At 44.5% G+C, this 23490-nt stretch carries 21 protein-coding genes; 20 read left to right on the forward strand and 1 reads right to left on the reverse strand.

Features of this window, described 5'->3' with window-relative positions; translation table 11 throughout:
- Positions 1-17 precede the first annotated feature (17 nt).
- The 12 genes from AB4161_RS02905 to AB4161_RS02960 all read left to right on the forward strand — a co-directional run bounded on the left by AB4161_RS02905 (position 18) and on the right by AB4161_RS02960 (position 12478).
- Positions 18-1934, forward strand: coding sequence for a heme lyase CcmF/NrfE family subunit (locus tag AB4161_RS02905; protein WP_017066838.1), 1917 nt, complete (start codon positions 18-20; stop codon positions 1932-1934).
- Positions 1915-2469: a DsbE family thiol:disulfide interchange protein gene (locus AB4161_RS02910; protein WP_372082741.1), complete on the forward strand. Its 555-nt coding sequence runs from the start codon at positions 1915-1917 to the stop codon at positions 2467-2469. Before AB4161_RS02905 ends, AB4161_RS02910 begins: the two co-directional genes overlap by 20 nt.
- On the forward strand, positions 2466-2906 hold the full coding sequence (nrfF, locus tag AB4161_RS02915) for a heme lyase NrfEFG subunit NrfF (protein ID WP_372082743.1): 441 nt from the start codon (positions 2466-2468) through the stop codon (positions 2904-2906). Before AB4161_RS02910 ends, nrfF begins: the two co-directional genes overlap by 4 nt.
- A gap of 89 nt (positions 2907-2995) precedes the next feature.
- Positions 2996-3172, forward strand: coding sequence for a hypothetical protein (locus tag AB4161_RS02920; RefSeq protein WP_017063565.1), 177 nt, complete (start codon positions 2996-2998; stop codon positions 3170-3172).
- Positions 3173-3421: 249 nt separating this feature from the next.
- Complete coding sequence (gene ribA, locus AB4161_RS02925) at positions 3422-4018, forward strand: GTP cyclohydrolase II (protein WP_009848836.1); 597 nt, start codon at positions 3422-3424, stop codon at positions 4016-4018.
- Between the two features lie 176 nt (positions 4019-4194).
- Complete coding sequence (locus AB4161_RS02930; protein WP_017063566.1) at positions 4195-5454, forward strand: imelysin family protein; 1260 nt, start codon at positions 4195-4197, stop codon at positions 5452-5454.
- A 111-nt stretch (positions 5455-5565) separates the two neighbouring features.
- Complete coding sequence (locus AB4161_RS02935) at positions 5566-6954, forward strand: di-heme oxidoredictase family protein (RefSeq protein WP_372082745.1); 1389 nt, start codon at positions 5566-5568, stop codon at positions 6952-6954.
- Between the two features lie 159 nt (positions 6955-7113).
- Positions 7114-8175, forward strand: coding sequence for an imelysin family protein (locus tag AB4161_RS02940; protein ID WP_102332081.1), 1062 nt, complete (start codon positions 7114-7116; stop codon positions 8173-8175).
- Complete coding sequence (locus AB4161_RS02945) at positions 8165-9253, forward strand: DUF1513 domain-containing protein (RefSeq protein WP_372082747.1); 1089 nt, start codon at positions 8165-8167, stop codon at positions 9251-9253. The genes AB4161_RS02940 and AB4161_RS02945 overlap by 11 nt, the downstream gene beginning before the upstream one ends.
- 80 nt (positions 9254-9333) lie before the next feature.
- Positions 9334-10872, forward strand: a complete 1539-nt coding sequence (locus tag AB4161_RS02950; RefSeq protein WP_372082749.1) for a murein L,D-transpeptidase — start codon at positions 9334-9336, stop codon at positions 10870-10872.
- 198 nt (positions 10873-11070) lie between these two features.
- Positions 11071-11619 carry a YcbK family protein gene (locus AB4161_RS02955; RefSeq protein ID WP_017060953.1) on the forward strand — a complete coding sequence of 183 codons (549 nt, stop codon included), beginning with the start codon at positions 11071-11073 and terminating at the stop codon, positions 11617-11619.
- A gap of 205 nt (positions 11620-11824) precedes the next feature.
- On the forward strand, positions 11825-12478 hold the full coding sequence (locus AB4161_RS02960) for an MBL fold metallo-hydrolase (protein ID WP_017060954.1): 654 nt from the start codon (positions 11825-11827) through the stop codon (positions 12476-12478).
- 111 nt (positions 12479-12589) lie between these two features.
- On the opposite strand, the gene AB4161_RS02965 is transcribed toward AB4161_RS02960, so the two are convergent.
- Entirely contained in the window at positions 12590-13390 is an 801-nt protein-coding gene (locus AB4161_RS02965; protein WP_017060955.1) for a DUF2982 domain-containing protein, read from the reverse strand.
- A gap of 220 nt (positions 13391-13610) precedes the next feature.
- Between AB4161_RS02965 and AB4161_RS02970 the strand changes: the two genes are divergently transcribed.
- From AB4161_RS02970 to AB4161_RS03005, 8 genes are all read left to right on the forward strand, one after another.
- Positions 13611-14003 carry a MarR family transcriptional regulator gene (locus AB4161_RS02970; RefSeq protein ID WP_248336737.1) on the forward strand — a complete coding sequence of 131 codons (393 nt, stop codon included), beginning with the start codon at positions 13611-13613 and terminating at the stop codon, positions 14001-14003.
- A gap of 552 nt (positions 14004-14555) precedes the next feature.
- Entirely contained in the window at positions 14556-15650 is a 1095-nt protein-coding gene (locus AB4161_RS02975) for a TRAP transporter substrate-binding protein (protein ID WP_017060957.1), read from the forward strand.
- A 209-nt stretch (positions 15651-15859) separates the two neighbouring features.
- Positions 15860-16405, forward strand: coding sequence for a TRAP transporter small permease subunit (locus AB4161_RS02980; RefSeq protein WP_017060958.1), 546 nt, complete (start codon positions 15860-15862; stop codon positions 16403-16405).
- 9 nt (positions 16406-16414) lie between these two features.
- Positions 16415-17698, forward strand: coding sequence for a TRAP transporter large permease subunit (locus tag AB4161_RS02985; RefSeq protein ID WP_029235146.1), 1284 nt, complete (start codon positions 16415-16417; stop codon positions 17696-17698).
- Positions 17699-17802: 104 nt separating this feature from the next.
- Entirely contained in the window at positions 17803-19158 is a 1356-nt protein-coding gene (locus AB4161_RS02990; RefSeq protein ID WP_017072488.1) for a cache domain-containing protein, read from the forward strand.
- Positions 19151-19789 (forward strand): response regulator transcription factor, encoded by a 639-nt coding sequence (locus AB4161_RS02995; RefSeq protein ID WP_017060961.1) that lies wholly within the window; start codon positions 19151-19153, stop codon positions 19787-19789. Before AB4161_RS02990 ends, AB4161_RS02995 begins: the two co-directional genes overlap by 8 nt.
- 157 nt (positions 19790-19946) lie before the next feature.
- Positions 19947-21545, forward strand: coding sequence for a BCCT family transporter (locus tag AB4161_RS03000; RefSeq protein WP_017066829.1), 1599 nt, complete (start codon positions 19947-19949; stop codon positions 21543-21545).
- A 272-nt stretch (positions 21546-21817) separates the two neighbouring features.
- Entirely contained in the window at positions 21818-23389 is a 1572-nt protein-coding gene (locus tag AB4161_RS03005) for a BCCT family transporter (RefSeq protein ID WP_017060963.1), read from the forward strand.
- Positions 23390-23490: the final 101 nt, after the last annotated feature.

The following is a 23490-nucleotide window of genomic DNA, read 5'->3' on the forward strand; positions in this document are numbered from 1 at the left end:
AGCCTGATTGAGGTGATATGGTCGGTTCTTTGGGGCTGTTTAGTTTAATTTTGGTCGCTGTTCTCAGCAGCATTATCGCTGTGTATTCGATGTATCAAATGCTAACTAAACAAGCACAAAATGTGGCTTTAATTCGCAGTTTCTCCCTCTCTAGCGCTTTGTTTTCCATTGGCGCTATCGTTTTACTTGGCTATGCCTTTGTAGGTGACGACTTTTCCATCCTCTATGTTGCAGAACACTCCAATACTCAATTACCCACCTTCTTCAAAATGGCCGCTGTGTGGGCTGGACATGAAGGCTCATTGCTATTTTGGGTCTTAACCATTAGCTGTTGGTCGGGTGTGATTGCCCTACAAAAGCAATATTCTTCTGAGTATCAGAGCCGCGTATTGTGGGTGATGAATGTGTTACTCGCGATATTTGCATGGTTTACCTTATTTGCTTCGAACCCATTTGAACTGAATTCGACCTTGCCACTTGAAGGGCGTGACCTTAACCCAATGCTGCAAGACGTTGGTTTGATATTCCATCCGCCTCTGTTGTATTTGGGTTATGTTGGTTTCTCTGTGGTCTTGGCATTTGCTGTGGCCGCTTTGCTGGTGGATCCGATTGAGTTCGATTGGGTCGCTCATTGTCGCAGTTGTTGTTTGGTCGCTTGGATCTTTTTAACCGCAGGGATCATTCTTGGTTCTTGGTGGGCATACTACGAGTTAGGGTGGGGTGGTTGGTGGTTCTGGGACCCGGTAGAAAATGCCAGCCTATTACCTTGGCTAACATCAACCGCTCTATTGCACAGTTTGGGTGTTGCTAAAGGCAAGCAACAGTTGCTGAAGTGGTCACTTAGCCTTGCTTTCATTACGTTTTGTTTAAGTATCCTCGGTACTTTTATTGTTCGATCTGGCGTCCTCACTTCCGTTCATGCTTTTGCTGTTGACCCAACCAAAGGTATCGCGCTGTTGCTGATACTGGTTTTGGTGTTAGTGAGTTCGTTTTCTCTTCTTATTGTTCGTGGTGAATCTTTCGAGTCGAATCCAATCACTAGCTTTGCGAGTAAAAGTTTTTTGAGTTTAGTGGCGGTACTTATATTTGTACTGGGTACGGCGGTGGTGGTGTTTGGTACCTTCTACCCAATGGTTTTTGAATTACTTGGCCTTGGAAATATCTCTGTGGGCGCACCTTACTTTAATCTTCTTATTGCGCCATTGGCTCTGCTTGCGATGGGAGTGATAGGGTTAGCGCCATTGCTCAGTATCAAACCTCAAGCGTCGAAAGGTGTGATTGGAATTATTGCCTTATTGTCTCTCTGTCTTGGCTTTGTAACTTATGTTTTGCAAGTTGAAGCGATCCAAGTGATGGTGCTAATGACATGGTCACTTGCGTTTTGGGTAGCCCTGACTCATGTTTACGGCTTAGCGGTAACGCGCAACTCTAAGTTTCAACGCAAAGTATGGGTGATGACGTTGGCGCATGTGGGTGTCGCAGTATTAGCGATAGGTGCCGCGATGAATAGCTACCACTCGTTTGAGCGAAGTTACAAATTGAGCCCAGGTGAAGAGGTTGAGTTTATGGGCTGGACGCTCTCTCATCGTGATACCGAGCTCTATGTCGCCTCCAACTTTACTGCAGAAAAAGCGATACTCGAATTAGATGCTAGCGAGCAAAGCTTTTCCATCGCGCCAGAAAGAAGACACTACCAAGTTCGTGTTATGAACATGAGTGAGCCTGCAATGAAGTGGTTCTGGCATGGCGATGTTTATATCACCATGGGCGAGAAAGTCGATTCCACCGCTTACGCATTTCGTGTTCAGTATAAGGCGTATGCGCGCTGGATCTGGTTTGGTGGGCTGTTCTCCATTATCGGCGCTTTGCTCTCATTGACTCATCGTAAAAAGAAAACCGTTAAGGCGTCACAGTATGCATACCAGCGTTCGTAACAAGCTAATTACTCTAATTGCCTTAGCATTGATTGTGGTGCTGGGATTTGTCTTTGCGCTTGATAATAAGCAGCAGTCGACCATTGTGTCTGAACAACAAAGGGCATTTCCAGAATTTACATCGAGTGCGTTAGTGAATAGTGAAGGCGTCAGTGGTCAGCAGGACATTACGCTCACTGATGTCACGCAACATCCTTATCAACTTGTTAATGTGTGGGCTTCTTGGTGCGGGATATGTAAAACCGAACACGCATTTTTGCTTCAACTTCACGATAAAGGCATTCCAATCGTCGGGCTCAATTATCGAGATAACTCTGGGGCTGCGATTAACGTGTTATCGAACGATGGCAACCCGTACTCAACCGTGATCAGTGACCCTCAAGGCAAGTTAGCGTTAGAGTTGGGCGTAATCGGCACACCTGAAACGTATTTGGTTGATGCCAATGGCCAGATCATTAAGAAGCTATTGGGCGTTATTAATGAAACGGTATGGAAAGATGAGCTTGCGATGTATTTTGATGGTGTGAATGGATGATGAAGTCTCTAATACAAACGTTGTTTATGCTGTCAGCGCTTTTAGTGATTAGCCTTCCGACTATGGCTGAAGATCTTTTTACTGCCAGTAATAAAGAGACGAGTATTCAAGTTGAACTGTTTGAGTTTGATAATCCAGAACAACAGCAACGTGCTATCAGCTTGGCGAAAACGTTACGCTGCCCACAATGTCAAAACCAAAATCTGATTGAATCCAACTCACCAATAGCAAAAGACTTACGTCTTGTTGTGTTCAATATGGTGAAAGCAGGGAAGAGTAATAATGAGATTACTCGATATATGACGGAAAGATTTGGTGAATTTGTACTTTATAAGCCGGCGATGAAGGTTTCAAATCTATTACTTTGGTTGCTACCGAGCCTATTATTTCTCTTATTTATATATTTATCAGTAAAAAGTGTTAGGAAGAGCTCATAAAAATTGTGTATTACTGTTTACCAATTGACCTGTATTTTGTAACATTGACCGATTATAAAGGCTAAGCACTGCTATATAAGGATGTATCTGTGGATAACGTAATCTCAAATTTAAAGAAAGAGTTCCATACTCATGTCCGATCTGATAAATGGGCAGAAAAATACAGTGCAAAGTCGAGCATTTCTACGCTTACTCAAGAAGAGTTAACCGAATTAGAGAACGCTTGGGTTCAGCTTGTCATCTGGAAGCAAACTCAAGTAAGTTGATCGTTCTGTAAAAAATCGTAGTCTTAGCCGCAACTGATTAATTTATAACCCCATGTTGGTCATCCCAATGTGGGGTTTTTTCTTATGTGAAAAATAATTGTTATATTATAACAATTTGTACGAGGTCGACCTTGAAAAAAATTGTTAACAGCCTCATAGTGTCTATCATTAGATAGTTAGCTACAAAATATTGCCTAGACATATAATGTAGTGTTGTTAAATACATCGAATTTTCAAGTGAGTATAGCTATGGCGGAAGTGCGTGCCAGAATAGATTTCAAAGTAGGGGTAACAAGCAGTATAGATGCTGAACTTCTGTCTTTTCATGGATTGAAAACAGATAAAGAGCATGTTGCTGTGATATTTAAATCAGCAGACAAGACACAAGACATACCTCTTGTTCGTATGCACTCTGAGTGCCTGACTGGTGATGTTTTCCATTCTTCTCGCTGTGACTGTGGCGAGCAGTTAGACGAAACCATTAGAATTATGGGTGAGACGGGTGGGGTGATTCTTTACTTACGCCAAGAAGGTCGTGGTATTGGCTTGTACAACAAAATCGATGCGTACCGTCTGCAAAGCGAAGGCATGAACACCTATGAAGCCAACAACCACCTAGGTTTTGGCGATGACCTACGCGATTTTACTGAAGCTGCTGAAATGCTACGCGCCTTAGGTACTACAAAAATCCGCTTAGTCACCAACAACCCTAAGAAGATCAATGAGCTAAAATCTTTTGGTATTGAGATTGAAGAAGTGGTGAATACCTCTGCTCATATCAAATCGGGTAATGAAAGCTACCTGAAGGCAAAAGTCTCACACGGTAAGCATAATCTGGATATCTGATTAGCCTCTTTGTTACGCTTAACATAAAAATGTTTAAAGACCTCACATATGTGAGGTTTTTTTGTATTTATCTTGCAATAAAATTGTAAGTTTGTATTATTTCAATCCGTAGTGCAAATGATAATGGTTTGCACTATTACTACGAATAATAATTTAAAGCTCAACAAGGATGCTTCATGACCATTAAATCTTTAGTGACAAAAGCCGTAACTTCGTCACTCATTTTTGCCTCTGCTTCTTCTTTCGCAGCAGTAACTCAAGATCAAGTAGTAGAACATTACGCAGATATTGCACACGCGGTATTTGCTGATTCAGTAATTACAGCAAAAGCGTTGAACTCTTCTATTGATACCTTCTTAGCTTCTCCTTCTGCTGGCAACTTCGAACAAGTAAAACAAGCTTGGCTTGAGTCTCGCGTACCATACCAACAGTCAGAAGTTTTCCGCTTCGGCAACGCTGTTGTTGATGATTGGGAAGGCCAACTGAACGCATGGCCACTTGATGAAGGCCTGATTGATTATGTTTCGACTGATTACCAATATGAACTTGGTAACGAAGGCGCTAGCGCAAACATCGTGGCTAACAAGACTTTTCAAATTGGTCAGACTACCGTTGATGCAACCAACATCACCCCTGAGCTAATCGCAGACTTGAACGAGATCGGTGGTTCTGAAGCGAACGTAGCGTCTGGCTACCACGCAATTGAATTCCTACTTTGGGGCCAAGATTTAAACGGTACAAACAGCGGTGCAGGTGAGCGTGCTTACACTGATTTCGTTGTTGGCGCTGAGTGTACTAACGGCAACTGTGACCGTCGTGGCGCATACCTAAAAGCATCTGCTGAGCTACTTATCCAAGACCTAGAATGGATGGAAAAGCAGTGGGCTGAAGGCGAGAAAGGCAACTACCGTCAAGAGCTTCTTTCAGAATCTAGCGAGAATGGTCTTCGTAAAATGCTGTTTGGCATGGGTTCACTGTCTCTAGGTGAGCTAGCGGGTGAGCGTATGAAGGTTGCACTAGAAGCAAATTCTACTGAAGACGAGCACGATTGTTTCTCTGATAACACGCACAACTCTCACTACTACAACGAGCAAGGCATCTACAACGTTTACACGGGTCTATACAAGCGTGAAGACGGTACTCTGCTTTCCGGCCCAAGCCTGTTCGACCTAGTAGAGCAAAAAGATGAGCAAGCTGCGAAAGAGATTCAAAAGCAGTTTGACCTAGCACGTGCACAAGTAGGCGAATTAGTAACGTCTGCAGAGAAAAACAACCAGCACTTCGATCAGCTAATCGCTGCTGACAACGCTGCGGGTAATGCACTAGTAAACAAAACAATTGTTGCGCTAGTGTCTCAAACAGCGGCTATTGAGCGTGCTGCGGGTGTGATTGGCATTGATAGCCTAAACCCAGACACAGCGGATCACGAGTTCTAAGAACCCGAGCCGACACAAATGTAAGGGCTCTGATTGAGCCCTTAATTGTTTGATCCTCAAGAAAGCCACACCCACATAAAAACTAAAATCAAAAACACAGCAAGGCAATGTATGAAGTCGTATCTCTCAGCCTCACTATTAACCGCACTGTTTTTCGTATCTCCATTACACGCTCATGAAACCTACTCTGGCGGCAAAACGACCGTGAAGAAAGAAGGAGCGAACGCTTTTTCCCTTCCCGCAGCCAATCTACCAATGAGTAAGCGCTTGGATTTCAGCGTAGGTAATAGCTTCTTTAGAAACCCTTGGGTTCCTGCACCGTCATCAACCGATGCTCGTGATGGGTTAGGACCACTATTTAATACTAACGGCTGTCAAAACTGCCACATCAAAGATGGTCGTGGTCACGCGCCAGAAGAAGGAGATGAGAACGCAGTATCCATGTTGGTTCGTTTAAGCATTCCGGCTGAAACGCCTGAGCAGCGACAAGCCTTCATTCGAGATGGTGGAATTCCAGAGCCGACGTACGGCGGTCAGCTACAAGATTTTGCGCTTCAAGGTGTAAAACCAGAGGGCAAAGTGAACATTAGCTACACGGATGTTCCTGTTGAATTCAAAGACGGCACCGTCGTTACTCTGCGTAAACCCACTTTAAATATTACTGAACTTGCTTTCGGCGAGATGCATCCTAAGACCGAGTTTTCAGCTCGAGTGGCGCCGCCAATGATTGGTCTTGGTTTGCTTGAAAGTATCCCACAAGAAACGATTCTTGGATTTGCAGAGCAGCAATTGGCAGACAAACAGGGCGTGTCGGGTAAAGCCAACTATGTTCTTGATGTTCAAACCAATGAAATGGCGCTAGGTCGTTTCGGTTGGAAAGCCGGGCAGCCAAACTTAATGCAGCAAAACGCGGCGGCATTTAACGGTGACTTAGGCCTGACAAGCCGCTTATTTCCGAATGAAAACTGCACATCAGCGCAATCAACCTGTGATGATTTTCCAAATGGTGGCGAGCCAGAAGTCAGTGACAACATCTTAGATTTTGTTGAGTTCTATTCGCAGCATCTCGCGGTACCTGTTCGTCGTAATGTCGATAACCCAGCGGTTGTTCAAGGTAAAAATCTGTTCAAAGAGATTGGTTGTCAAAGCTGTCACCAAGCTGAAATTCGCACGGCAGAGCGAGAAGGTCTGTCTGCATTATCTAATCAGTTAATTAGCCCATATACCGACATGTTGCTACACGACATGGGTGAAGGCTTAGCGGACAATCGCCCTGAGTATCTTGCCAATGGTCAAGAGTGGCGTACCACACCACTTTGGGGATTAGGTTATACCAAAGAAGTGAACGGTCATACGTTCTTACTTCATGACGGTCGCGCAAGAAACGTTATGGAAGCGGTACTTTGGCATGGTGGTGAAGCAGAAATGGCAAAACAAAAAGTATTAGCTTTGAGTAGCAGTGAACGCGAAGCACTACTAGCGTTTTTGGACTCATTATAGGCTGTCTTGAATTCAGTTAAGCCAACGGCTTAGTTACTTAAGAAAACCGCTAACAAAAGACTGACTACCGCTGAACTTGTAGGGATACGAGGCCAGCGGTCGTTTCATATTTATTGAACTCATATAATTAAAAGAAAAACTAGGAAGTAAGGTAACAGCATGGCACATAAATTTTTGTTAATGCCCTTGTCGGTATTAATCATGGCAGGCTGCCAGTCATCGGGTGAGCAAACGGCTTCATCTGAGGTTAACGGTGTCTCTTATCAAGCAGACACGACTGCTCATATCAGCCGTAGCGTGTATCAACAAGAGTTTGATTCAGCCGTGCTATTCGCTAAGCAAGCCGGTGAGCTGGAAGTCTTGATGCAGGGTTACTGTGAAACCAACAATATTGAGCTGGATGCGTTGGAAAATCAGTGGCAGCTCACCATGAACAGCTGGATGGCACTGCAAGGACAAGAAAGAGGCCCAACAGCGGCATTGGAACAGAGCTGGAATGTTCAGTTTTGGCCAGACAAAAAGAACACCACAGGTCTAAAAATGCGTCAACTGACTCAGCAAGATAAAGCTTGGTCACAAGATGAAATCGCACAGCAGAGTGTGACTGTTCAAGGGCTTGGCGCCTTGGAGTGGTCTCTGTACGACGAGCAATCTCCATTGCTTCAAGACAAAGCTTCAGGTTGTCTATCTTCACAAGCTATCGCACAAAACCTGGCGATGAAATCGGCCTCTATTGCTGAAGCTTGGCAGGTTAACCCGTGGTTAGCACTGGACGAGATGCGTTGGGAATCGGAGTACATCGCTTTGTTGACCAATCAACTTGATTACAGCATGAAAAAACTGAGTCGTCCGATGGCTAAAATTGGTCATCCACGCCCTTACTTCTCGGAATCATGGCGCGCTCAAACCTCAATGACTCAGCTGAAATCGAACGTAGCGGCGCTAGAGAAATTGTACTTAGCAGATGGTAATGGTCTTGATGGTTTATTGAGAGAAAAGGGCTTAAATGACCTTGCCGATCGTGTAGCTGCCCAGTTCACGCTAACCTTAGATACTTGGCCTACAGACTCTAGCTTGTTTACTCTATTACAGAGCAAAGAGGGCTACCGAGAGGTGCTGACTCAATACAACAAACTAGAACGTTTGAAGTACCTCATTCATGAAGAAGTGGCGATAGAGCTTGGCGTGGTAATAGGATTTAATGCTACCGATGGTGACTGATACTACGCGAAGAACGCTACTCAAGGCTGCACTGGGTTGTGCGGCTGTTCCATTGCTTCCGTTTGGCTGCGCTAGTCGCTCTGGTGCTGAGAGCTCATCTAGTGAGCCTCAATTAATCGGTTGTGCGCTGAATGGGCGAGGTCAATATTCAGCGGTTGTGGCTGACGAATATGGAATGCCATTGAGTCAACTGCCGATCCCAGATCGTGGTCATGGCGTCGCGATTTGCCCAACCTCATCACATGCGGTGGTTTTTGCTCGTCGTCCTGGTGACTATTTTATGGTGTTTGACTATAAAAACGGTCAGCAGATCAAAATGGTCGTGAAAGGTAACAACCGTCACTTCTACGGTCATGGCGTTTACTCATTAGACGGCAAGTTACTGTATGCCACTGAAGGGAAAACGGACAGCAGCCAAGGTGTGATTGGCGTTTACGATGTCGAGCAAGGGTATCGTAAGGTCGAAGAGTTCACTGGTTTTGGTATTGGGCCTCATGAAGTGATCATCATGCCGGATGGTAATCTCGCGATCGGCGTTGGTGGCGTTCATACTGATGGTAGAACACCGAAAAACCTCGATTCGATGCAGCCGAGCTTGAGTTATGTTTCTCCTGAAGGTGTGTTACTTGATCAGGTTGAATTGTTGGATAAGAAGCTGAGCATTCGACACTTAGCCCATGATGGTGCTGAAACCGTGCTTTGTGGCCAGCAATATCGTGGTGAACCAGATGAGTATCCTTCGCTGTTGGCGATGCACACTAAAGGAGGCCAGTTTGAATCACTTAACGCAGAGCCAGAGCAATGGGCAAGGTTCAATCACTATATCGCCAGTATTGCGGCGTCAGACGATTGGATTATTGCGACTTCGCCAAGAGGCAACTGCTACGGTATTTGGTCTAAAGAAACCAAAGAATTAGTAGAACTGTCTGCATTATCTGACGCTTCTGGTGCTGTGCTGCGTGATGGTGAGTTTCGATTAAGCTCTGGGGCGGGAAGTGTGGTAAGCCAGAGCAAGCCTTATGAGAAATCAACTCAGCAATCATCGGTCCAGTGGGATAACCATTGGAGTTCAATCTGATTTATAAAGCCTCTTAAAAATAACATGCTTACTCCGATTTCTTTGCCATACTTATGAGATGGTTGGTGACGGAGTTAAGCATGTTAGCAAAATACTTCTGTGGATTATTGGTGTTAGTTTCCGTGCATGCATGGAGCTATGCGAGTTCTGACGAGAGCCGTTTCATTCCGGCGGAATCAGAACTCTCTTTCATGCTTATATATCCAGAGCTCACACAGAGTATCTATCAAGACACTTCTCTGCCTATCCTTTGGGATTCTCCTGAGCTGGTTAAAGCGTTTGAGTTCCAATTGTCGCTTCTTGAACAAGCGCAAATGGCACCACTCTTCGAGCGACAACTCAAGCAAATCCGTCACTATCAATCCCATGCTCAATGGCAAGAGTTGGACATATTACTTACCGATACTTTTATCTACTACCTGAGCTACGTTGAAAATGCGCCGCTTGCCGGTAAAGAGTGGTACTTCTCGGGCAAGCTGCATTCCAAATTACCAGCGCCTTCTCCGCATATCCTGATGAGATTAAAAAGCAGCGTCGCCAATGATTACTTATTGGAGATGGTGTTATCTTACGCGCCGCCTGTTGGGGATTTTGACCAATTCAAAGCAACCTATTCGGTGTTAGAAACCGCCTCTGAACTCAATATTGAACGATATAGACAGAAAGGTTTGAAGCGCTTGGGTGACGAGCTTTCATACAAGACGGTTCTTGTTGAGCGCATTGCTTTGGTTGGTGTTGATACCTCGATGATCGCGGTCGATTTTCCCAAGTTCGATCGAGATCTGCAAAAGGCGATTAAATCTTTCCAACGCATGCACGGTCTTACGGATGATGGGATCATCGGGCCAGACACGATCAAATGGATCAATATGGGCTTTGATGATCGACTTACTTCCCTAGCATTGAACGCCGAGCGTGCCCGCTTATGGCCAAGAAATAGAGACTCACTGATTGTGGTGAATGTACCTAGTTTTGATATGAAGTATTGGGAAGATGGGGAAGAGGTTTTTGAATCTAAAGTTGTGGTTGGGAGAAAATCGAGAAAAACACCACTCTTAGAGATAAAGCTTGATTCGGTTATCTTAAATCCGACTTGGAACGTGCCATGGAAAATCATGGTTAAAGATATCTTGCCTAAAGTAAAAGCCGACGAGAGTTATCTTGAAACACACAATTTTCAAGTGATCGATGGTTGGCGTTCGATGGAAACTGTCGATACTACCGAGATAGATTGGCAAACGATTAACTTTAACTCTTTTCCTTATCGAATGCGCCAGCAAGCAGGCTCTAGTAACGCATTGGGTTTGTATAAGTTCAATACGCCCAACAAGCGAGCCATCTATCTCCATGACACCCCAAGTAAAAGCTTGTTTAACGATGACTTCCGCGCCTATAGCTCTGGTTGTATTCGTGTTGAGCATGCCGAGGAACTCGCGGAGTTGTTATTTGCGACTAAGGTAAAGAAAGTGCCGAATCAGGATGATGAACTTGCGCCCAATACTAAGGTTCGTCTCAAGAAGCGAATTCCAGTGCATATCATTTATCAAACCGTGTTGTTTGAAGAAGGAGGCATACAATACCGCGGTGATATCTACCAATATGATAAAGAGGGCGGTTGATTGAAATATGGTCAAGAAAGGTGATCTTGACTGAAAAATGACAACCAAGCTTCTATTGATAAAATTATAATGAGTATCAATAACTAACCGTGCAAAGGTTACAAATACTAACGTTTTGCACGGTTTTTGTACGTTGACGCAGCAAATTCCATTATGTATCGTGCATTTTTCGTTCGATCTAATTGGTTTTTTTGCTGTATGTCTCAAAGTTTATTTTCACGCCGTCAGTTTCTGACTTACGCTGGTGGTACTGCTGTAGTCGCCTCTCTTACTCCTTCTATCGCTTTCGCTTCATACCCGGATCAACCAAGAACGATTAGCATGAACAATCTTCACACTGGTGAACGATTAGAGACTTGTTATTTCGATGGCACTAACTATGTTGGTGACGAGATGGCACGCCTTAGCAAACTGTGCCGTGACTTCCGCCGCAATGAGATTCATCCAATGGATAAGAACCTGTTTGATCAGATCACTCAGATTCAAAATGTACTGGGTATTCAAAAAGAAGTTCAAATCATCTCTGGCTACCGCTCTCCAGCAACCAACGAAGCGTTGCGCTCTAAGTCGAGTGGTGTCGCTAAAAAGAGCTATCACATGCTTGGTAAAGCGATCGATTTTCGTATCGATGGTGTTGATTTAAAGGAACTGAGAGACGTAGCTAAAAGTCTGCAAGCAGGTGGTGTTGGTTATTACGCTCGTAGTAACTTCATCCACATTGATACTGGTCCAGTTCGCAGCTGGTAGAGCTAAGCTGAGTTATTGAGTGATACGGTAGGCACTTGTCAAAGTAGACATCCAATGTCATAGTTTGCCCAAATTTCAGTTTGTTCTAATAATTCGGTTTATTGCTGCTCAGTTTGTTGCTGTTTAGTTTGTTATTGTTGGGTTTGTTGCCAATAACATAGCGATATTCGAGTTGTTCACCAGATTCGCTCTTTAAGGTTTGTATATGTCTCTTAAGTATCAAGTTGTACCTGTTACCTCTTTTTCTCAGAACTGCTCGATTGTGTGGTGTGATGAAACCATGGAAGGCATCGTTGTCGATCCGGGCGGTGATGTTCAACAACTCGCGGCTATCATTGAAGAACTCGGTGTTAAGGTTGTGAACTTGGTACTGACGCACGGTCACTTAGATCATGTTGGCGGTACGGTACCACTTGCTGAGATCTTGAAGGTTGAAATTGTGGGCCCGCATAAGGCAGACAACTTCTGGCTACAAGGTCTAGAGAATCAAAGTCAGATGTTTGGTTTCCCACTGTGTAAAGCTTTTGAACCAAACACTTGGTTAGAAGAGGGCGACAAAGTCACTTTTGGTAATCAAGTGATTGATGTGATTCACACGCCGGGCCACACGCCAGGTCACGTTGTATTGTTCAGTGAGCAAGCTCGTTTAGCGTTTGTGGGTGATGTGTTGTTTAACGGCGCAATTGGCCGTACTGACTTCCCACAAGGTGACTTCAATACGCTTATCGCTTCAATCAAGACTAAGCTTTGGCCACTAGGCAGTGACGTAACATTCGTTCCGGGCCATGGTCCTGAATCGACATTCGGTCGCGAGCGTGCATCAAACCCGTTCGTCGCAGATGAAATGCCTCTGTACTAATTAAATTTTTGATTTTCCAACCGATTATTTGTGTCGATTGATTGAAAATGAAGCTTAGCTTTTGTCCTGAAAGCTAAGCTTTTTTATTGTGTGTGAACTTACTGGTAAACCTTAATCAGAAAGACGTTCAGCGGCAGCCAAGTAGCGTCGAGCCAGCCCCACAAACTCTTCTCCACTCATATTCAAATCATGGGTTGATATGAAAATGTCATAACCGTGGAAGCCCCTTTGATATTTCATTCTGTTGGCAAGCATCGCCTGCAATCCAGAATAGTTTTTAATCACCGCGTTTGGACTGTTTGTCTCATTCGGTGAATCAAGGTTGTCCTGTGATTGGTTATCGTTGAAATTTACGTTGTCGGTATTCTGCGACTCTTTGTATTGGCTTAGTTCGACACAGCCACTTTCAGTACAACGCGCATGGTAATGCGATGAGTCGAGAACCATATCCTCAAAGTTGGACTCTTTGCCTGCTTGTTTGGCTCCTAAGTACAAAAGTGCTCGTTGGCTGAGCAATAATTCACAAGTTATTTTAGGGCAAATCGAATCGAGGTAGGGCGAGTAATCTTTTACTTTAATTCCGACCCAGGGCAGAGGTTGATGCCAACCATCTTGTTCATAAGTGCAAAGACCAATTTTTTGGATGTTACTCCATTTTAAAACCCAACCCCCTTTGTAAAAGTGCTGCTGAAAATGAGTCGGGGTAAGTGTGAACATCACTCGGCTGCGCAGCATCAAATAGTAGCCAGTTCCCAGAAGCGCAATACTGCAAAAAGCACCCACGATCAGTAACTTTGGATTGTCACTGTAGAGCGAAACGATCAAGCAAATGAAGCCTAAAATAATGGCGAGGATACGGTACGAGCGAGTGAATGAAGGCAAAGAGAAATTACTAAGGTGACGAGTGTCCATAGGTAACACCAAGTTTTCATATTTTTGTCTGGATGGATAACCAGTGTATATGACCCTGAATTGATAAGTCGATGTTTAAATAATAGACGCTAGTAGACAATATCGGTATTTTTCGTCGACTTTCGACGCTTCACTCTACAAATAGCTCCTGTTTTTTGGTATAAATCGCGCTTCAAATTTTCACCACTGCGAAAAGAGCAGTGAACTGGAGAAATATTCAATGAGACTTGCTCATAAGCGTAAGGTGCAGGCTAAACTGCAGAAACGCACTAAAGCGGCTGTAGTTAAAGCAGTGGCAACGCCGAAAAAAGCGAAGCCTGTCGCAGAGAAAGTTGTAGCAGAAAAAACTGTAGCAGCAAAACCAGCGGTAGAGAAAGTAGTAGCAGCAACTAAAGAAGTTGCAGTAGCACTGACTCCTAAGCAACAACAAGTTCTAGACATCGTTGTTAGCAATGCTGAAGGCATTAACCCTAAAGGTATCGGCCTAGAAGCTGGTCAAGAAGACGCGAAAGCAGCTTCATGGGCAACAGGCGCATTGAAAAAACTTCTTGAAGAAAACCTAGTAGCGAAAGAGCAGCTAGCAGGTAACAAGGTTATCTACAAAGCTATCTAATCCTGTGGGATTACATTCGCTTCGTTAAGTTTTTAAGCCTCGATTTTCGAGGCTTTTTTGTATCTGGCACATTATGCCAAGTCCGAGCCCAAATCCAAGCCTAAACCTAGGCTCTATAATCTCAATTCCAATTCGATATACGGCTTAACTGATTAGTGTTGTCTCGTGTCAGAGCTTCGAATCAGCAAGCACTAAATTAGGGCGTTAGCTAGGTAGATCAAGAGAGCAAAGCCTTGATTTTTTCCCCTAAAATACAGCAATGAATAGAGCTTCATCACGAAATGGCAATCAATTGTTAAGAGTATTTAATTATTAATACTTAGGTATTTATCAATAAGCATTTCTCTAGTGAATGGCCTCAATCCTTTAAAATCGACTTTACCTAATCATCTCCTACGTAGTTCTACGTAATCCTTTGGTCTAATACGCAGTTTGTGTGCGCCCGTCGTGCGTGCTCTCCCTGATATCTTGTTGCCTCATCACGGTGCACTCTTATGTTGAATCATAAAAAATGCTCATAGAAAGAGTGTTAACCCAACAAAGGACGTGAACATGAGTCTCATTTCTAACTCCCTCACACGAGTTTTTAAAAACGTTGCAGTAACTGCTGCGGCTTGTTTAGCTTTGGTCGCTACTGGTGCTACAGCCGCTGATAAGGTTTACCGTTTAAAACTTGCGGAAACTTGGGGACCAAACTTCCCAGTTTTCGGTGATGCAACCAAAAACATGGCGGCGATGGCTGAGAAGATGTCGAATGGTCGACTGCAAATCAGAATCGATTCAGCAAACAAACACAAAGCACCTCTTGGCGTTTTTGACATGGTTAAGTCTGGTCAATACGACATGGGTCACTCAGGCTCTTACTACTGGAAAGGTAAAGTTCCAAACACTCTTTACTTCACTTCTATGCCTTTCGGTATGACGCCAGCAGAACAATACGCGTGGTTCTATCACGGTGGTGGTATGGAGTTAATGGAGCAGGTTTACTCTCCACATAACTTGATGTCTTTCCCTGGTGGTAACACGGATATCCAGATGGGGGGTTGGTTTCAAAAAGAGATCAACAGCGTTGAAGATCTACAAGGTCTGAAAATGCGAATCCCGGGCTTTGCAGGCGAGATTCTTGCTGAGCTAGGTGCTAAACCGACGAACATTGCCCCAGGTGAACTTTACACGTCTCTAGAGCGTCGCACGATTGATGCACTAGAGTGGGTAGGTCCATCGCTGGATTTACGAATGGGCTTCCACAAAATCGCGCCTTACTACTACACAGGTTGGCACGAGCCGGGTTCAGAGCTTCAATTCCTAGTGAACAAGCGTACATGGAACAAGCTGCCTGAAGACCTACAAGAAATCTTACGTGTTGCAATGCGTACTGCGGCTTACGACATGTACACACAAGCAACGCACGAAAGTGGTAAGAACTGGGTTTCAATGAAGACAGAATACCCAGATGTACAAGTGAAAGATTTCCCACCAGAGGTTATGTCTGCTCTGAAAGAAGCGAACGATCGCCTACTGGCTGCACATGCTGAGAAAGATGAGCTAGCAAAAGAGATTCAAGCTTCACAAGCAAGCTACCTAGAGCAAGTACGTTCATGGACGGATATTTCACATAGAGCTTATCTAAATAGCCAAGCGAAATAATCGACTGTTGTTGAACTGAAGTTAAATGAACCCAAAGCTTTTCTTATTGAGTATTTAAGAGTGAATAAGCTGAGGGTTCATTTTCAACATAATAATTAAATGCCCAAGAACCCTTTCTACGTCGTGCCTATTGCTAGCTATAAACTGAATCGTTTTTAGTTGGGTTAGCTGTACTGCAAGATGTCTTTTCAAATTCCATGGAGTCGGGAATGCGAAGTCTAATTTATATTGAACGCCTGTTTAATCGTATCGGTGACGCACTGGGATGGCTTTCCAGTATGTTGTTTATTTTACTTATCGCCAACGTCGTGTATGACGTTGTCATGAGATATGCCTTCAACGATGTCTCTATCGCCTTCCAAGAGATGGAATGGCACCTTTTCTCCGCCGTTTTCCTACTCGGTGTTCCTTATGCCATCAAGGCTGGTGGCCATGTTCGAGTTGACGTGTTCTATGAGCAACTGAGCTTTAAAGCACAAGCGATTATTGACCTGCTTGGCACGCTTATCTTTCTACTTCCGTTTTGCCTGCTGGTGGCTTGGTTTGGTATCGATGTTGCCAAAGAGAGTTATGAACTGGGTGAAACCTCAGGCGATCCCGGTGGCCTGCCGTATCGCTGGATCATCAAAGCTATGATCCCGCTGTCATTCTTTTTGATGGCACTCAGTGGCGTAGGTTTGATCCTGCATTCACTGAATAAGATTTTTAATCCGCATCTTATCCATGCAAACAATATTCATACAAAAAACAAGTAGAGGCTGAACATGATTGGAATAGTAATGTTTTTCGTAGCCTTGTTTGCGCTTTTACTTGGCTTCCCAGTGGCGTTTACCTTTGGTGGTATCGCGTTAATCTTTGGTGTTTGGGCTGAGGGCATTGAAATGTTTGCCTTCATGCCATATCGAATTCAATCCATTATGGAAAACACGGTTCTGATGGCCGTTCCATTGTTTGTTTTTATGGGGCTCGTTCTACAAAAGACCAAGCTTGCTGAGCAGTTGCTTGAGTCTATGGGGCGACTGTTTGGCGGCGTTCGTGGTGGTATCGCGATTTCAACCGTATTAGTAGGTTCACTACTTGCGGCTTCTACTGGCGTGGTTGGTGCTTCTGTTGTTGCTATGGGACTTATCTCCCTACCTGTAATGCTCAAGTACAATTACGACAAAGGCTTAGCCTGCGGCACTATTTGTGCGTCTGGTACGCTAGGGCAGATCATTCCACCCTCCATCGTATTGATTCTATTGGGTGATGTTCTAGGTGTTCCTGTAGGCGACTTGTTCCAAGCGGCGATTTGGCCGGGCGTGATGCTGGTCGGCGCGTACATCGTTTATATCTTGATATACGCAAAGCTACACCCTGAAGCGGCTCAACCTATTGAACGTGATGACTCCATCAGCCGTAAGCAGGAAGTGTTTAACGCACTGAAAGCGATTCTTCCGCCTCTAGCGTTAATCATTGTTGTACTGGGCTCTATCTTCGCAGGTGTTGCTACGCCAACAGAGTCAGCCGCATTAGGTGGCGCGGGTGCGATGATACTTGCACTGCTTTACGGTCAATTTAGTTGGTCGATGGTGTACGAGGCGTCGAAAGAGACGGTGAAAGTAACGGCGATGGTATTTGCTATCTTGTTGGGTGCAACGGCATTCTCAATGGCGTTTACCTACACTGGTGGCGACTATCTGGTTGAAGAGTGGATGCTACAACTGCCAGGTGAAAAATGGGGCTTCCTGATCATTACCATGCTGGTGATTCTGATTCTGGGTTTCTTCATCGACTTCGTAGAGATCTGTTTCATCATCGTGCCGATCATTGCGCCAGTTGCTGAACTGATGGGCATCAACATGACATGGTTCGCTATCCTTATTGCGATGAACCTACAAACTTCCTTCTTAACGCCGCCATTTGGTTTTAGTTTGTTCTATTTAAAAGGCGTAGCACCGAAAGGCGTGACGACTAAGGACATCTACCGAGGTGTGATGCCGTTCATTCTGATTCAAATCCTCGTACTTGGATCACTTCTCGCTTTCCCATCTTTCTATGGAATGTGAGTGAAGCCAAGAATGTGAATGATATGTTTCAACGGCTATCTATAAATTGCTAAAGTAAAACGGCTTATTGATGTTCAGTAAGCCGTTTTTTGTGAGGGAAAGGAATGCCTCTAAAAGCCAAGCTGATTTTGCTGACGTTGCTCCCGTTGCTGCTGGTAACGGCGAGTATTAGTTGGATCTCGCTGCACCAGACTAAGACGTTAGGCGCTAAAGAAGTCGAGATCTTTAGAGACAGCCTAATCAAGTCGCGTGAAAACGCCCTCAAAGACACGGTTGATCTCGCGTTCGACGCCATAGAACACGTCTATAACGATCCAAATATCCAAGAAGCCCAAGCCAAAAAAAAAGTTCGAACCATATTGTCTAAACTTAGATATGGCTCTGATGGGTACTTCTTCGCATACGATCGCCTCGGGACCAACTTGGTTCATCCAATTCAGCCAGAATTGATAGGCCAAAACCTACTCCAACTGCAAGATGAAGATGGCGATTTTCTGATAGAGGCTCTGTTAAGAGAAGCGCAAACCGGAGGCGGGTTTCACCAGTATTTGTGGCAAAAACCGTCGACGGGTGAGGTGGTGTCTAAGCTGAGCTACGCCGCTTGGTTAGAGCGTTGGGACTGGATGATTGGCACCGGCTTGTATATTGAAGACGTACACCAAGAAGTGGCTTCGATGCAGGCTGCGATAAATAAGAATATTGAAACCACGTTCTTTTCGATTGTGGTGATTTTGAGCGTAACGGTCGCGGTCATCATCGTGCTGACCTTGGCTATTAACATGCATGAACATCGGATTGCTGATAACAACTTAAAGGAGCTGGCGCATAAGACGGTGATGTTCCAAGAAGACGAGAAGAAGCATCTAGCGCGTGAGTTGCATGATGGTATTAACCAATTATTAGTGTCGAGTCGTTGCCATTTGGAACTGCTCGGTAATAAGCTACAAAATGAAGACCTTAAAGCACATTTGAATAAGTCGCAGCATTCACTGATGCGAGCGATCGAAGAAGTGAGGCACATCTCGCATCAACTTCGTCCAAGTTCGTTGGATGATATTGGTTTAGAGGCGGCATTGTCTTCATTGTTGTTAGATTTTCAGGCGCATTCGGGTATTGAAGTAGAAACCTTGTTTAGCACTCAACAGGGTAAGTTGAAATCTGAGGCTGCGACAACCTTGTATCGAGTGGTGCAAGAGTCGCTGAATAATATCGAGAAACACGCGCAAGCGACCAAAGTAACGGTTATCGCTCAGCAAATTGGTAATGTGTTGCAACTACTGATTCAAGATAACGGTGTCGGTTTCAACACCTATAAAGCGATGGAAAAACGAGGGATCGGGCTGCGTAACATGAGAGAGCGAGTGGAGTTCATCGGTGGTGACTTTGAATTGATGAGTGAGATTGGCCTCGGAACGGAAATTACAGTGTTACTGACACTAGAGGGATTAATGAATGAGTGAAGTTATTCGAGTTGTGATTGCTGACGATCACCAAGTGGTACTGGATGGCTTTATGGCGAGATTGGAACTCGAGCCAGATATTAGCGTGATAGGTACCGCCAGCAATGGACTAGAAGCGGTAGAGGTCGTTAAGTCTCTGCGCCCTGATGTGGTGTTGATGGATATCAGCATGCCTATCATGAATGGCATTGATGCCACCCATCTGATTAAAGAAGAAGACCCAGAAGCCAAGGTCCTGATGCTGACCATGCATAACAACCGTGAATACATCATGAAGGTGATGCAGTCGGGTGCTGTCGGTTACATGTTGAAAGAGATTTCGGCTGAAAAAATGGTACAGGCAATCAAAACGGTCAATCAAGGATCGACCTATTTCTGTGAAAAAGTCACGCAGAATTTGTTTACTCAGCCGATTACTCCCACGCCATCTGTCAAGAATCCATTGAGCAGACGTGAAGAGGCTGTGCTGAAATTAGTCGCAAAAGGGGAGAGCAGTAAAGAGGTCGCAAAGGCGCTGAATATCAGCTATCGAACGGTAGAAACCCATAGGCAAAATATTAAGCATAAGCTCGATATTCACTCTACGGCAGAGCTTGCTAAATATGCGGTCAGCTCCGGGCTTGTGGACTGATCTTACGCTAAATAACGTTAAATGTGTAATTTAATTACTAAATGCCTCCTTTATGGAGTTTTTTTAGTATTTTTGCGACAGGTTGATATTCTTCTTTTCGAAATTTAAGCGCCGAATGCAATGTTGCAAACTGTGCGCTGCAAATTAGAGAGGAAGCATGGAGCCTGTAAAAGATAGGTATAGTATTGAAAATACCGATTATACAGTAGGACAAGATAACGTTCAGAAATGGGGTTTTGATGTTCATAACCCAGTATTTGGAATCAGTGCAGGGGCGATCATTATCTTCCTGTTGGCACTTCTAGTCGCAGACCCTGAAACCGCAAAAGCGGCGCTTGATGGAATCAAATGGAAAGTCATTGGTAACTTCGATGGTTTCTTCATGTGGGCAGCAAACATCTTCGTAATTTTCTGTTTTGCCCTCATTGTCTCCCCGTATGGCAAGATACGTATTGGTGGCAATGATGCCAAAGCAGAGCACTCAAACCTATCTTGGATGTCGATGTTATTCGCCGCAGGAATGGGTATTGGCTTAATGTTCTGGGGTGTTGCTGAGCCAGTAGCTTACTTCACTGGCTGGTATGAAACACCACTAGGTGTTGAAGCTTACTCTCCTGAAGCGGCGAAGTTGGCTCTTGGTGCAACCATCTACAACTGGGGTCTGCACGGTTGGGCGATTTACGCGGTTGTTGCTCTAGCGCTTGCCTTCTTCACCTTCAATAAAGGTTTACCTCTATCAATCCGCTCTATTTTCTACCCTATCTTGGGTGATAGAACTTGGGGTTGGTTTGGTCATATTGTTGATATCGTCGCTGTGCTTGCAACGCTATTTGGCCTTGCAACTTCATTGGGCTTAGGTGCTCAACAAGCAACAAGTGGTATTAACCATGTATTTGGTACCGATGGCGGTATTGGCATGCAGCTGATTGTTATCGCTGTGGTTACTTTCTTAGCGACAATGTCCGTGGTTCGTGGCATCAACGGTGGTGTAAAGCTTCTGAGTAATGTGAACATGCTGGTTGCTTTGGGCTTACTTATCTTCGTTACCATCGCTGGTGGCATGGCGGGTATTAAAGCAATCCCAACCGCGCTAATGGGCTACATTGAAAACTTCATTCCCTTAAGCAATCCTCACGGTCGTGATGACGAAACGTGGATGCAAGGTTGGACGGTATTCTACTGGGCATGGTGGATGTCTTGGTCACCATTCGTAGGCATGTTCATCGCTCGTATCTCTAAAGGTCGAACGATTCGTGAATTCATCGTTGCTGTATTGTTCATCCCAACGACAGTAATCATCATCTGGATGGCTATTTTCGGTGGCATCGCGATTGATCAAGTGGCGAACAAGGTGGGCGAGATTGGTGTGAATGGTCTGCAAGATATTACACTTTCTCTTTTCCATACTTACGATGCTCTGCCAATGAGCTCTGTGCTTTCAGTGGTATCGATTGGTTTGATTATGGTGTTCTTTATCACCTCTTCTGATTCAGGCTCATTGGTTATCGATAGCATTACCTCTGGCGGTAAAGTGGATGCACCGGTTCCACAACGTGTATTTTGGGCGTTGATGGGCGGCGCGATTGCAGCGGTTCTACTATGGGTTGGTGGTACGGAATCTATTCAAGCACTGCAAGCTGGAACGGTATCGATGGCGCTACCATTTGCCTTCATATTATTGCTTATGTGCCTAAGCTTATTGCTAGGTTTACGAACTGAAAATCAATTGGTTAAGCACCAAAATGCTTTGAGTTAAAAGTATTTTTGATAAAAAGGTCGACAGGGTCGACCTTTTTTTTCGTCATAAACTTGAGTAATTACGTGAATATTGTTTGAAATTCCATCGAACCGATTCTAGTTTACTGAAAACAACAAGTTAACCTGCTAAACTTCAGACATCCAAGTATTTGAATTATTGTGACAACAGCTTGTACTACTTGGATCGTAGGTTCGAGTTTGTAATTAAGTCGCAGGTAAGTAAGGAATACGAGGTCAATAGACCCTAATAGAATTCCGTAGAGAGGGATGATGACTAAAGGTATAGATAAATACAGTATCGACAGTACGGATTACACTGTCGGTCAAGATAACGTCCAAAAATGGGGTTTTGATGTTCATAACCCAGTATTTGGTATTAGTGCGGGACTTATCGCTTTGTTCCTGATCGGTGTTCTTATTACAGATACCGCTTCAGCAAAGGCTGCGCTAGATGGCGTTAAAGGCCAGATTATCAATTCGTTTGATTGGCTTTTCATCTGGTCGGGTAATATTTTCGTAATTTTCTGCTTAGGTTTGATTGTTTCTCCGTACGGCAAAATCCGCCTTGGTGGTGTTGATGCGACGGCAGATTACTCATTCTTCTCTTGGCTATCGATGCTGTTTGCCGCAGGTATGGGTATCGGCTTGATGTTCTGGAGTGTGGCAGAGCCAGCGGCTTACTTCACGGGTTGGTTTGAAACTCCGTTAGGTGTTGAACCAAACACACCAGAAGCTGCAAAACTGGCATTGGGCGCAACCATGTATCACTGGGGTCTACACCCTTGGGCGATTTATGGCGTAGTAGCACTGTCACTTGCGTTTTTCTCTTACAACAAGGGATTGCCTCTTTCTATCCGTTCTATCTTTTACCCAATTTTAGGTGATAGAGCTTGGGGCTGGGCAGGTCACATTGTTGATATTCTTGCTGTACTTGCAACGCTATTTGGTCTGGCGACATCGTTAGGTCTTGGTGCACAACAAGCGGCAAGTGGTATTCAGCATGTATTCGGCATTGAAGCGGGCTTAGGTCTGCAAGTTATTGTGATTACAGCGGTGACTTTATTGGCGGTAGTATCAGTACTTCGTGGTATTGATGGTGGCGTTAAAGTTATCAGTAACATCAACATGTTGGTGGCTTTCCTACTGCTTATCTTAGTGGCTCTAATCGGCTACGCGGTGACTTTAGGTTCTATCCCAACGACATTGATGGCATACATTGAAAACATCATTCCGTTGAGTAACCCTCACGGTCGTGAAGATGAAACGTGGATGCACGGTTGGACTGTATTCTACTGGGCTTGGTGGATCTCATGGTCTCCATTCGTAGGTATGTTTATCGCACGTGTTTCTAAAGGTCGTACCGTTCGTGAGTTCATCACAGCAGTACTGATTGTACCGACGACAGTGACTATCATTTGGATGTCAGTATTCGGTGGTATGGCGATTGACCAAATCGTGAATAACGTTGGTATTCTTGGTCAAGACGGCCTAACAGATGTATCACTAGCAATGTTCCAAATGTTTGATGCACTGCCGTTCGGGACTCTGCTTTCAATCATTGCGGTTGTATTGGTTCTAGTATTCTTCATTACATCGTCTGACTCAGGCTCTCTAGTAATCGACAGCATCACCGCGGGTGGTAAAGTTGATACGCCTGTGCCTCAACGTGTGTTCTGGGCGTTCCTTGAAGGTGCGATTGCTGTGGCTCTATTGTGGGTTGGTGGTACTGAAGCAGTACAAGCTCTACAAGCGGGTGCAATCTCGACGGCATTACCATTTACCATCATTCTATTACTGATGTGTGTGAGCTTGCTAATGGGTATGCGTACAGAAAAACGCTAGGCTTTTTAAGCTGAAATCTACTGCAATTTATACGCAGTAGAACGGTAAATAATATGAAGGCAGAAGAGGAAACTCTTCTGCCTTTTTTGGTGCGCCGAGCA

The sequence above is a fragment of the Vibrio sp. 10N.286.51.E5 genome, assembly GCF_041469125.1.
In the GTDB taxonomy this organism is placed as follows: Bacteria; Pseudomonadota; Gammaproteobacteria; order Enterobacterales; family Vibrionaceae; genus Vibrio; species Vibrio crassostreae_C.

Bases quoted from the DNA above. Each gene is read 5' to 3' on its own strand.
- AB4161_RS02905 (WP_017066838.1), top strand. From the start codon at position 18: ATGGTCGGTTCTTTGGGGCTGTTTAGTTTAATTTTGGTCGCTGTTCTC.
- AB4161_RS02910 (WP_372082741.1), top strand. From the start codon at position 1,915: ATGCATACCAGCGTTCGTAACAAGCTAATTACTCTAATTGCCTTAGCA.
- nrfF (WP_372082743.1), top strand. From the start codon at position 2,466: ATGATGAAGTCTCTAATACAAACGTTGTTTATGCTGTCAGCGCTTTTA.
- ribA (WP_009848836.1), top strand. From the start codon at position 3,422: ATGGCGGAAGTGCGTGCCAGAATAGATTTCAAAGTAGGGGTAACAAGC.
- AB4161_RS02930 (WP_017063566.1), top strand. From the start codon at position 4,195: ATGACCATTAAATCTTTAGTGACAAAAGCCGTAACTTCGTCACTCATT.
- AB4161_RS02935 (WP_372082745.1), top strand. From the start codon at position 5,566: ATGAAGTCGTATCTCTCAGCCTCACTATTAACCGCACTGTTTTTCGTA.
- AB4161_RS02940 (WP_102332081.1), top strand. From the start codon at position 7,114: ATGGCACATAAATTTTTGTTAATGCCCTTGTCGGTATTAATCATGGCA.
- AB4161_RS02945 (WP_372082747.1), top strand. From the start codon at position 8,165: ATGGTGACTGATACTACGCGAAGAACGCTACTCAAGGCTGCACTGGGT.
- AB4161_RS02950 (WP_372082749.1), top strand. From the start codon at position 9,334: ATGTTAGCAAAATACTTCTGTGGATTATTGGTGTTAGTTTCCGTGCAT.
- AB4161_RS02955 (WP_017060953.1), top strand. From the start codon at position 11,071: ATGTCTCAAAGTTTATTTTCACGCCGTCAGTTTCTGACTTACGCTGGT.
- AB4161_RS02960 (WP_017060954.1), top strand. From the start codon at position 11,825: ATGTCTCTTAAGTATCAAGTTGTACCTGTTACCTCTTTTTCTCAGAAC.
- AB4161_RS02965 (WP_017060955.1), bottom strand. From the start codon at position 13,390: ATGGACACTCGTCACCTTAGTAATTTCTCTTTGCCTTCATTCACTCGC.
- AB4161_RS02970 (WP_248336737.1), top strand. From the start codon at position 13,611: ATGAGACTTGCTCATAAGCGTAAGGTGCAGGCTAAACTGCAGAAACGC.
- AB4161_RS02975 (WP_017060957.1), top strand. From the start codon at position 14,556: ATGAGTCTCATTTCTAACTCCCTCACACGAGTTTTTAAAAACGTTGCA.
- AB4161_RS02980 (WP_017060958.1), top strand. From the start codon at position 15,860: ATGCGAAGTCTAATTTATATTGAACGCCTGTTTAATCGTATCGGTGAC.
- AB4161_RS02985 (WP_029235146.1), top strand. From the start codon at position 16,415: ATGATTGGAATAGTAATGTTTTTCGTAGCCTTGTTTGCGCTTTTACTT.
- AB4161_RS02990 (WP_017072488.1), top strand. From the start codon at position 17,803: ATGCCTCTAAAAGCCAAGCTGATTTTGCTGACGTTGCTCCCGTTGCTG.
- AB4161_RS02995 (WP_017060961.1), top strand. From the start codon at position 19,151: ATGAGTGAAGTTATTCGAGTTGTGATTGCTGACGATCACCAAGTGGTA.
- AB4161_RS03000 (WP_017066829.1), top strand. From the start codon at position 19,947: ATGGAGCCTGTAAAAGATAGGTATAGTATTGAAAATACCGATTATACA.
- AB4161_RS03005 (WP_017060963.1), top strand. From the start codon at position 21,818: ATGACTAAAGGTATAGATAAATACAGTATCGACAGTACGGATTACACT.